This is a genomic window from Streptomyces sp. NPDC003032, from assembly GCF_053591415.1.
On sequence record NZ_JBSFTT010000046.1, the window covers coordinates 1 to 13,299 of the forward strand.

The 13,299-nt window shown below is 71.2% G+C and carries 12 protein-coding genes; 11 read left to right on the top strand and 1 reads right to left on the bottom strand.

Annotation, left to right across the window (positions count from 1 at the left end; genetic code table 11):
- Positions 1-146 (bottom strand): trehalase-like domain-containing protein (locus ACWDZ7_RS37290; protein WP_451803226.1); only part of this gene is annotated, 146 nt, incomplete at its 3' end.
- A gap of 460 nt (positions 147-606) precedes the next feature.
- Between ACWDZ7_RS37290 and ACWDZ7_RS37295 the strand changes: the two genes are divergently transcribed.
- The 11 genes from ACWDZ7_RS37295 to ACWDZ7_RS37345 all read left to right on the top strand — a co-directional run bounded on the left by ACWDZ7_RS37295 (position 607) and on the right by ACWDZ7_RS37345 (position 13,244).
- Positions 607-2,301 (top strand): CTP synthase, encoded by a 1,695-nt coding sequence (locus tag ACWDZ7_RS37295; RefSeq protein WP_451803190.1) that lies wholly within the window; start codon positions 607-609, stop codon positions 2,299-2,301.
- 86 nt (positions 2,302-2,387) lie between these two features.
- Positions 2,388-3,014 carry an NUDIX domain-containing protein gene (locus tag ACWDZ7_RS37300; protein WP_451803191.1) on the top strand — a complete coding sequence of 209 codons (627 nt, stop codon included), beginning with the start codon at positions 2,388-2,390 and terminating at the stop codon, positions 3,012-3,014.
- Positions 3,015-3,185: 171 nt separating this feature from the next.
- A complete protein-coding gene (locus ACWDZ7_RS37305; protein ID WP_451803192.1) occupies positions 3,186-5,279 on the top strand; it encodes a tetratricopeptide repeat protein in 2,094 nt (697 codons plus the stop codon).
- Between the two features lie 145 nt (positions 5,280-5,424).
- The gene (gene ald / locus ACWDZ7_RS37310; protein WP_451517872.1) at positions 5,425-6,540 is read left to right on the top strand and encodes an alanine dehydrogenase; all 1,116 of its coding nucleotides are present in this window, start codon (positions 5,425-5,427) and stop codon (positions 6,538-6,540) included.
- A 389-nt stretch (positions 6,541-6,929) separates the two neighbouring features.
- Positions 6,930-8,060, top strand: coding sequence for a ParA family protein (locus tag ACWDZ7_RS37315; RefSeq protein WP_451517873.1), 1,131 nt, complete (start codon positions 6,930-6,932; stop codon positions 8,058-8,060).
- Entirely contained in the window at positions 8,045-8,635 is a 591-nt protein-coding gene (locus ACWDZ7_RS37320) for a hypothetical protein (protein WP_451517874.1), read from the top strand. The genes ACWDZ7_RS37315 and ACWDZ7_RS37320 overlap by 16 nt, the downstream gene beginning before the upstream one ends.
- Positions 8,636-8,653: 18 nt before the next feature.
- The gene (locus ACWDZ7_RS37325; protein WP_451803193.1) at positions 8,654-9,556 is read left to right on the top strand and encodes a segregation and condensation protein A; all 903 of its coding nucleotides are present in this window, start codon (positions 8,654-8,656) and stop codon (positions 9,554-9,556) included.
- Positions 9,553-10,209, top strand: coding sequence for an SMC-Scp complex subunit ScpB (scpB, locus tag ACWDZ7_RS37330; protein WP_451803194.1), 657 nt, complete (start codon positions 9,553-9,555; stop codon positions 10,207-10,209). Before ACWDZ7_RS37325 ends, scpB begins: the two co-directional genes overlap by 4 nt.
- 12 nt (positions 10,210-10,221) lie before the next feature.
- A complete protein-coding gene (locus tag ACWDZ7_RS37335; protein ID WP_451803195.1) occupies positions 10,222-11,433 on the top strand; it encodes a pseudouridine synthase in 1,212 nt (403 codons plus the stop codon).
- Positions 11,434-11,520: 87 nt separating this feature from the next.
- A complete protein-coding gene (locus ACWDZ7_RS37340) occupies positions 11,521-12,246 on the top strand; it encodes an NUDIX hydrolase (protein ID WP_451803196.1) in 726 nt (241 codons plus the stop codon).
- Positions 12,243-13,244: an ADP-ribosylglycohydrolase family protein gene (locus tag ACWDZ7_RS37345; RefSeq protein WP_451803197.1), complete on the top strand. Its 1,002-nt coding sequence runs from the start codon at positions 12,243-12,245 to the stop codon at positions 13,242-13,244. Before ACWDZ7_RS37340 ends, ACWDZ7_RS37345 begins: the two co-directional genes overlap by 4 nt.
- Positions 13,245-13,299 lie beyond the last annotated feature (55 nt).

Sequence of the window (13,299 nt, forward strand, 5' to 3'; positions counted from 1 at the left end):
GCGAAAACGGCGTGGGAGTCGAAGCGGGGAAGGCACAGCCAATCGACTGTGCCGTCCCGGCAGACCAGGGCTGCGGTCTGCATGTCTCCGATGAGTGCGTAGTCCTCGATGCGCCCGGCCACGTGCATCTCCAGTCGAACGGCCACGTTCGCCCCGCGGGGCGCTTACTTACTGGTCAGCGGTCAAGTGATCGTTGCCGAGCGCTTGTTCCGGGTGCAAGGCGGGGTGGTGCCGTGTGCCGGATGGGGCTCGGCAGCGAGTGTTTGAGCAGGATACGACGCACGTTGGTGATCTGCGCGCCCCTCCCGGCAACGAGGCGCGGCCGAACGGGTGAGCGGCAGGTGAGAGGGGGTGTCTCCTGGTGTCCCCGCGGTTCGGGGGGCGCGCGCTCCGGCCGGGGGACGTGCGCATTCCGTGACAGTGACGTGTGCGTCCGATGGCGGAGCGTGGCCGGAGGCGGGCTCCTTCGGGCGCTGATACCCTGGTAGCCCGTGAGCCGGTGGTCATAGAACCCCCGAACCGCAGCGACGGCGCCTCCCCCGAATTCCCGGTGAGGCCGCCGGTACGCACCTTCCACACCGCGACCACGGGAGCCCCCTCTTGGCCATGCAGACCGCTGCTTTCCGAAACAGCACAGCCGCGACGACCAAGCACATCTTCGTCACCGGGGGTGTCGCCTCCTCCCTCGGGAAGGGGCTGACGGCCTCCAGCCTTGGCGCGCTGCTCAAGGCCAGGGGTCTGCGCGTCACGATGCAGAAGCTCGATCCGTACCTGAACGTCGACCCGGGCACGATGAACCCCTTCCAGCACGGTGAGGTGTTCGTCACCAACGACGGCGCGGAGACCGACCTGGACATCGGCCACTACGAGCGCTTCCTCGACGTCGACCTCGACGGCTCGGCGAACGTCACCACCGGCCAGGTCTACTCGCAGGTGATCGCCAAGGAGCGGCGCGGCGAGTACCTCGGCGACACCGTCCAGGTCATCCCGCACATCACCAACGAGATCAAGCACCGCATCCGCCGCATGGCCGCCGACGACGTCGACGTCGTGATCACCGAGGTCGGCGGCACGGTCGGCGACATCGAGTCGCTGCCGTTCCTGGAGACCGTCCGCCAGGTCCGCCACGAGGTCGGCCGCGACAACGTCTTCGTCGTGCACATCTCGCTGCTGCCCTACATCGGCCCCTCCGGCGAGCTGAAGACCAAGCCGACCCAGCACTCCGTCGCCGCCCTGCGCAACATCGGTATCCAGCCGGACGCCATCGTGCTGCGCGCCGACCGCGAGGTGCCGACCGCCATCAAGCGCAAGATCTCGCTGATGTGCGACGTCGACGAGGACGCCGTGGTCGCCGCCATCGACGCCAAGTCGATCTACGACATCCCGAAGGTGCTGCACACCGAGGGCCTCGACGCCTACGTCGTGCGCAAGCTCGACCTGCCCTTCCGCGACGTCGACTGGACCCAGTGGGACGACCTGCTGGACCGGGTGCACAACCCGAAGCACGAGGTCACCGTCGCGCTGGTGGGCAAGTACATCGACCTGCCCGACGCGTACCTGTCGGTGACCGAGGCGATGCGCGCCGGCGGCTTCGCGAACAAGGCCCGCGTCAAGGTCAAGTGGGTCACCTCCGACGACTGCAAGACCCCGGCCGGCGCCAAGAAGCAGCTCGGCGACGTCGACGCGATCCTGATCCCCGGCGGCTTCGGCGAGCGCGGCGTCGACGGCAAGGTCGGCGCCATCCAGTACGCCCGTGAGAACAAGGTGCCGCTGCTCGGCATCTGCCTCGGCCTCCAGTGCATCGTCATCGAGGCCGCCCGCAACCTCGCGGACATCCCGGACGCCAACTCCACCGAGTTCGACGCCGCCACCGCCCACCCGGTGATCTCCACCATGGCCGAGCAGCTCGACATCGTCGCGGGCGAGGGCGACATGGGCGGCACGATGCGCCTTGGCATGTACCCGGCCAAGCTGGCCGAGGGCTCCATCGCCCGCGAGGTGTACGACGGCAAGGAGTACGTCGAGGAGCGTCACCGCCACCGCTACGAGGTGAACAACTCCTACCGCGCCGACCTGGAGAAGAAGGCGGGCATCCAGTTCTCCGGCACCTCCCCGGACGGCAAGCTCGTCGAGTACGTCGAGTACCCGCGCGAGGTGCACCCCTACCTGGTCGCCACCCAGGCGCACCCGGAGCTGCGCTCCCGCCCGACGCGTCCGCACCCGCTCTTCGCGGGCCTGGTGAAGGCGGCCGTCGAGCGTCAGGAGAGCGCGCGCGGGACGGGCACCAAGTCGGGTAAGTAGCACCAGAGCGATACGGTTGCCGGGGTGCGCGCCTTTTGGGGCGCGTGCCCCGGTTTTCGTTTGCACGTGTGGGAGGACAGCGCGACATGACGATCAAGGACACCGCCGAGGAGTGGCAGGTCACAGCGACGGAGACGCCTTTCGTCGGGAACAAGACCTCCGTGCGCACCGACGACGTGGTCATGCCCGACGGGTCCGTCGTCCACCGCGACTACCAGGTCCACCCCGGCTCGGTGGCCGTCCTCGCGCTCGACGGCGAGGGCCGCGTCCTGGTCATCCGCCAGTACCGCCACCCGGTCCGCCAGAAGCTCTGGGAGATCCCCGCCGGGCTGCTCGACGTCCCCGGCGAGAACCCCCTGCACGCCGCGCAGCGCGAGCTCTACGAGGAGGCGCACGTCAAGGCCGAGGACTGGCGCGTCCTCACCGACGTCTACACCACCCCCGGCGGCTGCGACGAGGCCGTGCGCGTCTTCCTCGCCCGCGATCTCGCCGAGGCCGAGGGGGAGCGCTTCGAGGTCTTCGAGGAGGAGGCCGACATGGAGCTGACCCGCGTCCCGCTCGACGAGCTGGTCCGCGGGGTGCTCGCCGGCGAGCTGCACAACAACTGCCTGGTCGTAGGCGTCCTTTCGCTGTACGCGGCCCTGAAGGGCGACGGTGTCGACGCACTGCGCCCGGCCGAGGCGCCCTGGCCCGCGCGTCCCTTCGAGGCCTAGGACCCGGGGTCGCCGCACGGTCGGCCCTACCGGTATGACGATCCGCTGATCCGATCGGGGGACTTGTGCGCGGCGCGTGTCCGGAGGCGTAGCAGGGCCTGAACTAGGCTCTGAAAGCGTCCCGCCCGAAGTCCTGGCGGGTTCGTGCGCAGGCGGACGGGAGCGTGGCCCGTGACGGATCAGGCGGTCGACACGGACGGTACGGCGGCGGGTGGCGCGGTACCGTCCCCGGCCGGTGCCGCCGGTGAGCCGACCAGTGATCAGTTCGTCGGCCGGGCCCGCGAGTTGAAGGAACTCCGCGTGGACATCGCCCGGGCGGGACTCGACACCCTGTCCGGCCGCAAAGCGCCCCGCGCCCGTGTCCTGCTCGTCGCGGGCCGCCCCGGCTCCGGCCGCACCTCACTCGCCGAGGAGCTCGTACGACAGCTCGCCGGCGACTACCCCGACGGAGTGCTGCGGGCCCGCCTCACGGACCCCGACGGCGAACGGGTGCCGACGGAACGCACCGCCCGCGAACTCCTCGACGCCCTCGCCGTCCCCGCACCGCCCGGCGCCTGCGAGGACGACCTCTCCGAGCGGCTCAGGGACGCCCTGAAGGAGCGCAGGGCCCTGCTGCTCCTCGACGACGCGGCCGACGCCGAACAGGTCGACCCGCTGCTTCCGGACACCCCCGACTGCCTGGTCGTCGCCGTCTCCCAAGGCCCCCTCACCGGCATCCCCGACGTACGCCCGTGCACCCTCGGCGGCCTCGACAAGACGGCCGCGGTGGAGCTGCTGGCCCGCGCCGCGGGACCCGTGCGCATCAAGGTGGACCCGGGCTCCGCGGAATCCCTGGTCGAGGCGTGCGCGGCCCACCCGGCGGCCCTCGTCCTCGCCGGGGGCTGGCTCTCCGTGCGGCCCAAGGCGGCCGTCGCCGATCTGGCCAAGCGGGTGCACGACCTGCCCGACGAGGGCCCGCCGCTCGCGCGGGTCTTCCGGCACACGTACGCGTCGCTGTCCGGGCCCTCCGCGCGGGTGCTGCGCCTGCTCTCCCTCGCCCCGTGCGGACACGTCGACCCGCACACCGCCTCCGCGCTCGCGGGCTGCTCCGTCTCCGGGGCCAAGGCCGCGCTGGACGACTTCGCCGCGCTCGGACTCGTCCGGCGCGTGGACTCGCCGCTCCCGCAGTACGAGGTGCCGGGCTGCCTCGTGCCCCTGCTGCGGTCCCTCACCGAGACCCAGGACCGCCCGGCGGAGCTCCAGCTGGCCCGCGCCCGGATGCTGGAGCGGACCGTACGGCTGCTCCAGTCCTGCCGGGCGATCACCGAGCCGGAGGCCTCCGGCGCCCGCAAGGAGCTGTCGGGGCTGCCGCGCGCCCTGCGCTTCGACGGCCCCGGCGCCGCCGCCGAGTGGCTCTCCGTCCGCCGGCCCGCGCTGCTCGCCGCGGCCCGCCTCGCGGTGGCCGACGGGGAGCTGGACACCCTCGCGCGGCGCCTGATGGCCGCCCTGACGCGGGCCCTGATCGCGCACCGCGGTGCCGAGGAGGCGGCCCCCGACCTCTACGGCATCCACCGGCTGGTCCTGGACGTGGCCGAGCGGCAGGACCTGCCCCGCGAGAAGGCCGCCGCGCTGCTGAACCTCGCGGACCTGGACGCCCGGACAGGGCGGACGCCGGAGGCCCTCGCGCGCTATCGGGCCGCGCTGGACGCGGGCCGCGCGGCTGCGGATCCGTACGCCACCGGGCGTGCGATGGAATCCGTAGGCGGCGCCTACCAGCAGCTGGGGGACTGGTCACGGGCCACCGACTGGTACGGCAGGGCCCTCGCCCAGCGGCTGGCCCGCGACGAGCGCGCCGACGCCGCCCGGCTCTACGGCCGCATCGGCACGGTGTGCACCTACGCGGGCCGTTACGGCGAGGCGCTGCGCAACTGGAGCTCGGCGGTCGCCGGGCACCGCAAGAACGGCGATGTGGCCGCCCAGGCAAGGGCGTTGAGCGAGATGGCGCGCGTGCAGGAGTACGCGGGCAGGCCCGAGGAATCGCTGCGTACCTGTCAGGAAGCCGTCGAGTGGGCGCGGCACGCCAACGACGTACGCCTGCAGGCGGCGTTGCAGGTGCGCCTCGCCGACACGCTGGAGCGGCTCGGCGACCCGGCGGCCGCCCGGCTGCACAGGGCGGCGGCCGAGCGCATGCTGGGAACGGAGTACCCGGAGGCCCCGAGGCTTGAAACGAACGGTGGAGCAGCGCCTTCCACCTACGAAATCCGTAGTGCATCCGCAGAGCATTGAAGCATTGAAAGGCTAGACAGCGAGAAATCCTTCATTAGACTGGCTCCGCCGCGTACAACCGTGGTGCCCCCCGTTGCGCCCTTATGTGCACCGGTCTGGGACGTATTGCCCGAAACATCCCCTGAGCCAAGGACCGTGATCGACGATGAAGGTCGGCATCCCCCGCGAGGTCAAGAACAACGAGTTCCGGGTGGCCATCACCCCCGCCGGTGTGCACGAGCTGGTGCGCCACGGCCACCAGGTCGTCATCGAGCGGAACGCCGGCGTCGGCTCCTCGATCACGGACGCCGAGTACGTCTCGGCCGGTGCCCGGATCCTGGACACCGCCGACGAGGTCTGGGCCGCCGCGGACCTGCTCCTGAAGGTCAAGGAGCCCATCGCGGAGGAGTACCACCGCCTCCGCAAGGACCAGACCCTCTTCACGTACCTGCACCTGGCCGCGTCCAAGGAGTGCACGGACGCGCTCCTGGAGTCGGGCACGACCGCCATCGCGTACGAGACCGTCGAGACCGCGGGCCGCGCGCTCCCGCTGCTCGCCCCGATGTCCGAGGTCGCGGGCCGCCTCGCCCCGCAGGTCGGCGCCTACCACCTGATGGCCGCCAACGGCGGCCGCGGCGTCCTGCCGGGCGGCGTCCCGGGCGTGGCCGCGGGCAAGGCCGTCGTCATCGGCGGCGGCGTCTCCGGCTGGAACGCCGCGCAGATCGCCATCGGCATGGGCTTCCACGTGACCCTGCTCGACAAGGACATCAACAAGCTCAAGGAAGCCGACAAGATCTTCGGTACGAAGATCCAGACCGTCGTCTCCAACGCCTTCGAGCTGGAGAAGGCCTGTCTGGACGCCGACCTCGTCATCGGCGCCGTCCTCATCCCGGGTGCCAAGGCCCCGAAGCTGGTCACCAACGAGCTCGTCTCGCGCATGAAGCCGGGAAGTGTTCTTGTCGACATCGCGATCGACCAGGGCGGCTGCTTCGAGGACTCGCACGCCACCACGCACGCCGAGCCGACCTTCCCGGTCCACAACTCGGTCTTCTACTGTGTCGCCAACATGCCCGGCGCGGTGCCCAACACCTCCACCTACGCGCTGACCAACGCGACGATGCCGTACATCGTCGAGCTGGCGAACCGTGGCTGGGTCGAGGCCCTGCGCCGCGACCCGGCGCTGGCCCTGGGTCTCAACACCCATGACGGCAAGGTCGTTTACAAGGAGGTCGCCGAGTCCCACGGTCTCGACCACGTCGAGCTGGAGTCGCTCCTCGGCTGACCCAGGTGACTGACTCCGGTCAGTCTCGGACACTTTCGTCAACGAGAGTCGTCAATCTCACGCCCGCGGCCGGACCTTGAGAGGGGTCCGGCCGTATGCGTATCAGTGTGGACCCGTTCAACTCGCCTTGAACGTAACCCTTTAGCCGTTTCGCCCACCCCGGATACGTGCCGTTGGCAACCCTCATGCCCTTGACATCGAGGTGTTCCTTTGCCGACACATCGGGCCCGGTCCGGCGGATTGTGTTGCTGCGGAGCGGTGACACGCCATAGAGTCGCCAACCGTCGGCATGGTGCCACGCTGACCTATCGAGAAGTTTCCTGGTCACCAAGGAGGTAAGACGACTTGTGAATGAGTCGACATTTGCTCCCGGGGGTGGTCAACCAGGAATGTCTGTGCGGGGCCAAGGACCCGTCGGGCTCGAGGCTGTCGGCTCCGTCGCTGTCCGCACCTTCGAAGCCAGGCAGAGCCCCCAGCCGACACAGTCAGCACCCCAGAGCATGGATGGCCATCACGTGAACGCCATGGCCGGCGACCGGAGTGGCGATAACACCCACACCCACCTCGCCGACTACGAGGAACTGCCCCAGGGGCACTTCTACGACCCCGACGCCGAGTACGAGCCCGATCCGGAGTACGCGGCCACGCTCGCGCCGGACGCGGCCCGCCAGCGCCGCGAGCGCATCGGCCCCACGGGACGCCCGCTGCCGTACTTCCCGATCCCCGGCCCGCTGACCGACCACGGTCCGGCCAAGATCATCGCGATGTGCAACCAGAAGGGCGGCGTCGGCAAGACGACGTCGACCATCAACCTGGGCGCCGCCCTCGCGGAGTACGGGCGCCGGGTCCTGCTCGTCGACTTCGACCCGCAGGGCGCCCTCTCGGTCGGCCTCGGTGTGAATCCGATGGAGCTGGACCTGACGGTCTACAACCTCCTCATGGAGCGCGGCATGTCCGCGGACGAGGTGCTCCTGAAGACGGCGGTCCCCAACATGGACCTGCTGCCCAGCAACATCGACCTGTCGGCCGCCGAGGTTCAGCTGGTGAGCGAGGTCGCGCGCGAGTCGACGCTGCAGCGGGCGCTCAAGCCGCTGATGCAGGACTACGACTACATCGTGATCGACTGCCAGCCCTCGCTCGGCCTGCTCACCGTGAACGCCCTGACGGCGGCCCACAAGGTGATCGTGCCGCTGGAGTGCGAGTTCTTCGCGCTGCGCGGTGTGGCCCTGCTGACGGAGACCATCGAGAAGGTCCAGGAGCGGCTCAACCCCGACCTGGAACTCGACGGCATCCTCGCGACCATGTACGACTCCCGCACGGTGCACAGCCGAGAGGTGCTCGCGCGCGTGGTCGAGGCCTTCGACGACCACGTCTACCACACGGTCATCGGGCGCACGGTCCGCTTCCCGGAGACCACGGTCGCCGGTGAGCCGATCACCACGTACGCCTCCAACTCGGTCGGCGCGGCCGCCTATCGTCAGCTCGCCAGGGAGGTGCTCGCCCGGTGTCACGCCGAGTGAGTCTGCCCGGGGCCGACGAACTGTTCCGTACGACAGGGGGGATGGCCCTCCAGTCGTCCACCCCGCGGCGCCCGGCCAACGGCGAGGCGCGCGTCCCCGCTCCGGCGGGCGAGAGCGACGAGACTGCGGCCTCCGCCGACGACACCGCGCAGGGCGACGGCGGTGAGCCCGCCGAACACGCGGCCACGGACGCGGAGTCCGGCTCCGGCGAGTCCCGCAGCCGTTCCGCGGGCGACGCCGAGAAGGGCTCCGGACGCCGCTCGTCAGCGGCGCAGGAAGGTTCGGCCGCCCAGGGCGGCGGCAAGTCCGGCTCCTCGACCGCGCAGGCGCGGCGGCGGGCCCGGGCCGCGAACCGGCGGCCCAGCGGGCGCGAGCGGCACGACGAGAAGATCACCGTCTACGTCTCCGCCGAGGAGCTGATGGACCTCGAACACGCGCGGCTCGTGCTGCGCGGAGAGCATGGGCTCGCGGTCGACCGCGGGCGGATCGTGCGGGAGGCCGTCGCCGTCGTCCTCGCCGATCTGGAGTCGCGGGGGGACGCGAGCATTCTCGTACGACGGTTGCGTGGGCGGTAAGGGGTAGCCTTCCCGCCGATGCCCCTGAACGACGATTCCGCACCGCCCCCCGTTGCTCGCCGCCGCACCTTGGGGCGCGGGCCCGGGGCGGCTGCCGCCGAGCCGGAGGAACCCGGTGACGGACGGTTCAAGGTGCGGCTCGCGAACTTCGAAGGGCCCTTCGATCTGCTGCTCCAGCTGATCGCCAAGCACAAGCTGGACGTCACCGAGGTCGCCCTGTCCAAGGTGACCGACGAGTTCATGGCGCACATCCGCGCCATGGGGTCCGACTGGGATCTCGACCAGACGACCGAGTTCCTGGTGGTCGCCGCCACGCTCCTCGATCTGAAGGCGGCGCGGCTGCTGCCCACCGCCGAGGTCGAGGACGAGGCCGACCTGGCGCTGCTCGAAGCGCGGGACCTGCTCTTCGCGCGGCTGCTGCAGTACCGCGCGTACAGACAGATCGCGGACATCTTCAGCGGGCGGCTCGACGAGGAGGCGCGGCGCTATCCGCGGACCGTGGGGCTCGAACCGCACCACGCCGAGCTGCTGCCGGAAGTCGTCATCAGCATCGGGGCCGAAGGGTTCGCCAAGCTCGCGGTGAAGGCGATGCGGCCCCGCGCGAAGCCGCAGGTGTACGTCGACCACATCCATGCCCCGCTGGTCTCCGTGCGGGAGCAGGCCGGCCTCGTCGTCGCCCGGCTGCGGGAGCGGGGGGAGATCGGCTTCCGGGTGCTCGTGGAGGACGCGGGGGACACCCTCACCGTCGTCGCGCGCTTCCTCGCCCTCCTGGAGCTGTACCGCGAGAAGGTCGTCGCCCTGGACCAGGAGGACCCCCTCGGCGAGCTGACCGTGCGCTGGACCGGCGGCGACAGCGCCGGGGAGCCGATGGTGACCGACGAGTTCGACCGGGCCCCCGAGCCGATGGAGGAGAAGGCGTGAGCGCGCACAGCCCCGTGGGGCAGCTTGCCGGTGCCGTCGCGGAGCTGGAGCTGCGGCCCGCGCTGGAGGCCGTCCTGATGGTCGTCGACGAGCCGGCGACCGAGGAGCATCTGGCGAAGATCCTAGGGCGGACCAGGCGCGAGGTCGCCGACGCGCTGCGCGAGCTGGCCGACGAGTACACCGTGCAGAAGCGGGGCTTCGAGCTGCGGCTCGTCGCGGGCGGCTGGCGGTTCTACACGCGGCCCGAGTACGCCGCGGCCGTGGAGGGCTTCGTCCTCGACGGTCAGCTGGCGAGGCTCACCCAGGCGGCCCTGGAGACCCTCGCCGTGGTCGCGTACCGCCAGCCGGTCAGCCGTTCGAGGGTCTCCGCGGTGCGCGGGGTGAACTGCGACGGCGTGATGCGCACCCTCCTCCAGCGGGGTCTGGTGGAGGAGGCGGGCGCGGAACCCGAAACAGGTGCGATCCTGTACAGGACGACGAACTACTTTCTGGAGCGGATGGGCCTGCGCGGCCTGGACGAGCTTCCGGAGCTCGCGCCCTTCCTCCCAGAGGCGGACGCGATCGAGGCCGAGACGCAGGAAGGCGTTCCGTCGTTCGACCCGGACGCACCCGATGCGCCGGGGTACGAGTACACCCAGGACACAGCCGACTAGACGGAACTTTTGATGCGAAGCAGCAACGGCAGGAACAGCAGCGGAAACAACGGCGGGAGCCGTGGTGGCAACAGCGGCGGCCGTGGCAGCAGCGGTGGCCGCGGCGATTACCGGGGTGCCGCCGGTAACGGCCGCGACGACAAGCGAGACGACAAGCGTGGCGACAGCAGGCGAGACGACAAGCGTGGCGACAGCAGGCGTGACGACCGGCGCGACGACAAGCCGAGCCGGCCGAGCAAGCCGCGCCCCGAGGAGCGTCGCTACGACGTAGGCGGCTCGGACGCGGTCTTCGGGGCCCAGGCGAGGAAGGGCCGGGGCGCTGCGGCGCGCGGCGGCGCCAAGGGCGGCCCCCGCACCTCCCAGGGCAGTGGGGCCCGCGGCAGCCGCCGTGGCACCCCCGCGACCTCGCGTGAGTTCGACGCCCGGCAGGAGGAGCGCAACCGCGAGCGGTACGCGGGCAAGCCGAAGGTCAGCCCGCCCAAGACCTTCCCGGGCGCCGAGCAGGAGGGCGAGCGCCTGCAGAAGATCCTCGCCCGTGCGGGCTACGGCTCGCGCCGTGCCTGTGAGGAGCTGGTCGACGAGGCCCGCGTCGAGGTCAACGGCGAGATCGTCCTGGAGCAGGGCATGCGCGTCGACCCCGAGAACGACGAGATCAAGGTCGACGGCCTGACCGTGGCCACGCAGTCGTACCAGTTCTTCGCGCTGAACAAGCCCGCCGGTGTCGTCTCCACCATGGAGGACACCGAGGGCCGCCAGTGCCTCGGCGACTACGTGACCAACCGCGAGACGCGGCTCTTCCACGTGGGGCGGCTCGACACCGAGACCGAGGGTGTCATCCTGCTCACCAACCACGGCGAGCTGGCGCACCGCCTGACCCATCCCAAGTACGGCGTGAAGAAGGTCTACCTCGCGCACATCGTGGGCCCGATCCCGCGTGACCTGGGCAAGCAGCTCAAGGACGGCATCCAGCTGGAGGACGGGTACGCGAAGGCGGACCACTTCCGCGTCGTCGAGCAGACCGGCAAGAACTACCTCGTCGAGGTCACGCTGCACGAGGGCCGCAAGCACATCGTGCGGCGCATGCTGGCCGAGGCGGGCTTCCCCGTCGACAAGCTGGTGCGGGTCGCCTTCGGGCCGATCACCCTGGGCGACCAGAAGTCCGGGTGGCTGCGGCGGCTGTCCAACACGGAGGTCGGCATGCTGATGAAGGAAGTCGACCTGTAGGCCGTTGGGCCCGGCGGGACCCCTTGCGTGGACCACCCCCCTCTCTTTATAGTCATCGAGACCATAAAGAGAGGGGGGTGGTTGTGCATGCGGGGTTACGACAAGCACGCCTACGAACCGTTCGCCGTCACCGTCGACCTGGCGGTGTTCACCATCCGCGAGGGCGCGCTGCACGTGCTGCTCGTCGAGCGCGGCCAGGAGCCGTACGCGGGACGCTGGGCGCTGCCCGGCGGGTTCGTGCTGCCCGACGAGTCCGCCGAGAGCGCGGCGCAGCGTGAGCTGGCCGAGGAGACCGGGCTCGCGGACGTCAGCGGGCTCCACCTGGAGCAGGTGCGCACCTACAGCGAGCCGGACCGCGATCCGCGCATGCGGGTCGTCTCCGTGGCGTTCGCGGCGCTCGTCGCCGACCCGCCTCAGGCGCGCGGGGGAGGCGACGCCGCCCGCGCGGCCTGGCTGCCCTACAGCCCGGCGACGTACCGCCCGCTCGCCTTCGACCACGACCGGATCCTCGCCGACGCCCATGAACGCGTCTGCGCCAAGCTGGAGTACACCGGGCTCGCCACCGCCTTCTGCGCGCCCGAGTTCACACTCGGCGAGCTGCGGCAGGTCTACGAGGCGGTGTGGGGCGCCGAGCTGGACCCCGCCAACTTCCGGCGCAAGGTCGTCGGCACCGCGGGGCTCGTCGAGGCGATCCCCGGCGCCGCGCGGCTGACCGGCGGGCGCGGCAAGCCCGCGACGCTCTTCCGGGCGGGCACCGCCACCGCCCTCCACCCGCCTCTTCTGCGCCCCACCTCGGAAGGACAGCCCTCATGAAGCGCGCCGCCACCGGATCCCTGCTGGGTCTCGCCCTGGGGGACGCGCTCGGCTTCCCGACCGAGTTCAACGACGTGCCGTCGATCCTCGCCAAGTGCGGTCCCTGGCGGGGCATGGAGCTGCCGAAGCCGGCCTTCGTCACGGACGACACGCAGATGACCCTCGCGCTGGCCAGGGGCCTGCGCACCGCCACGGGCCGGGGCGCACTCGGGCCGAAGCGGCTGGAGCGGCCCCTGCGCGAGGAGTTCGTGGAGTGGTACCAGTCGCCGGAGAACAACCGCGCGCCCGGGAACACCTGCCTGAAAGCCTGCGGCCTCCTCAAGAACGGCAAGCCCTGGGAGGAGGCCAGTCAGGTGCACTCCAAGGGGTGCGGCGCCAACATGCGGGTCGCGCCCCTCGGGCTCGTTCCCGGCCTGAGCGACGAGCAGCGTGCGGGCGCGGCGCAGCTGCAGTCCGCGCTCACCCACGGCCACCCGACGGCCCTCGCCGCCTCCGACCTCACCGCGCACGCCGTACGGCTGCTGGCCGAGGGCGCCGAACCGATGGGGCTCATCGGACTGCTGCGCTCCTACGCGTACGAGAACCGGACGACGTACCACGAGCGCTGGCTCGGCGGACTGTGGAGGCGGGGCGAGGCCGCCTCGCCCGAGCGGTTCATCGCCCACGGCTGGGACGAGTGCCTGGCCGTCCTGGAGCGCCTGGCAGCCGCCCTGAGGCACGCCAACCCCGAGACCGACCCCTGCCTGGCCACCGGCGAGGGCTGGACAGCGGAAGAGGCGCTCGCCACCGGCCTGCTCTGCTTCCTGATGTTCGTGGACGAGCCCGTCACCGCGCTGCGCCGCGCCGCCTGCACCTCGGGCGACTCGGACTCGATCGCCTGCCTCGCGGGCGCCTTCGCGGGCGCGCGCCTCGGCGCCGACGCGTGGCCCGCCGACTGGGCCGAGCGGATCGAGCACCGCGACGAACTGCTGGAGTTCGGGACGCTCTGGGACGCCTGAGCCGCTCCGGCCCCGGCCTTCCCCGCCCCGTCTCGGCAGACGGGCGCCCCGCGCC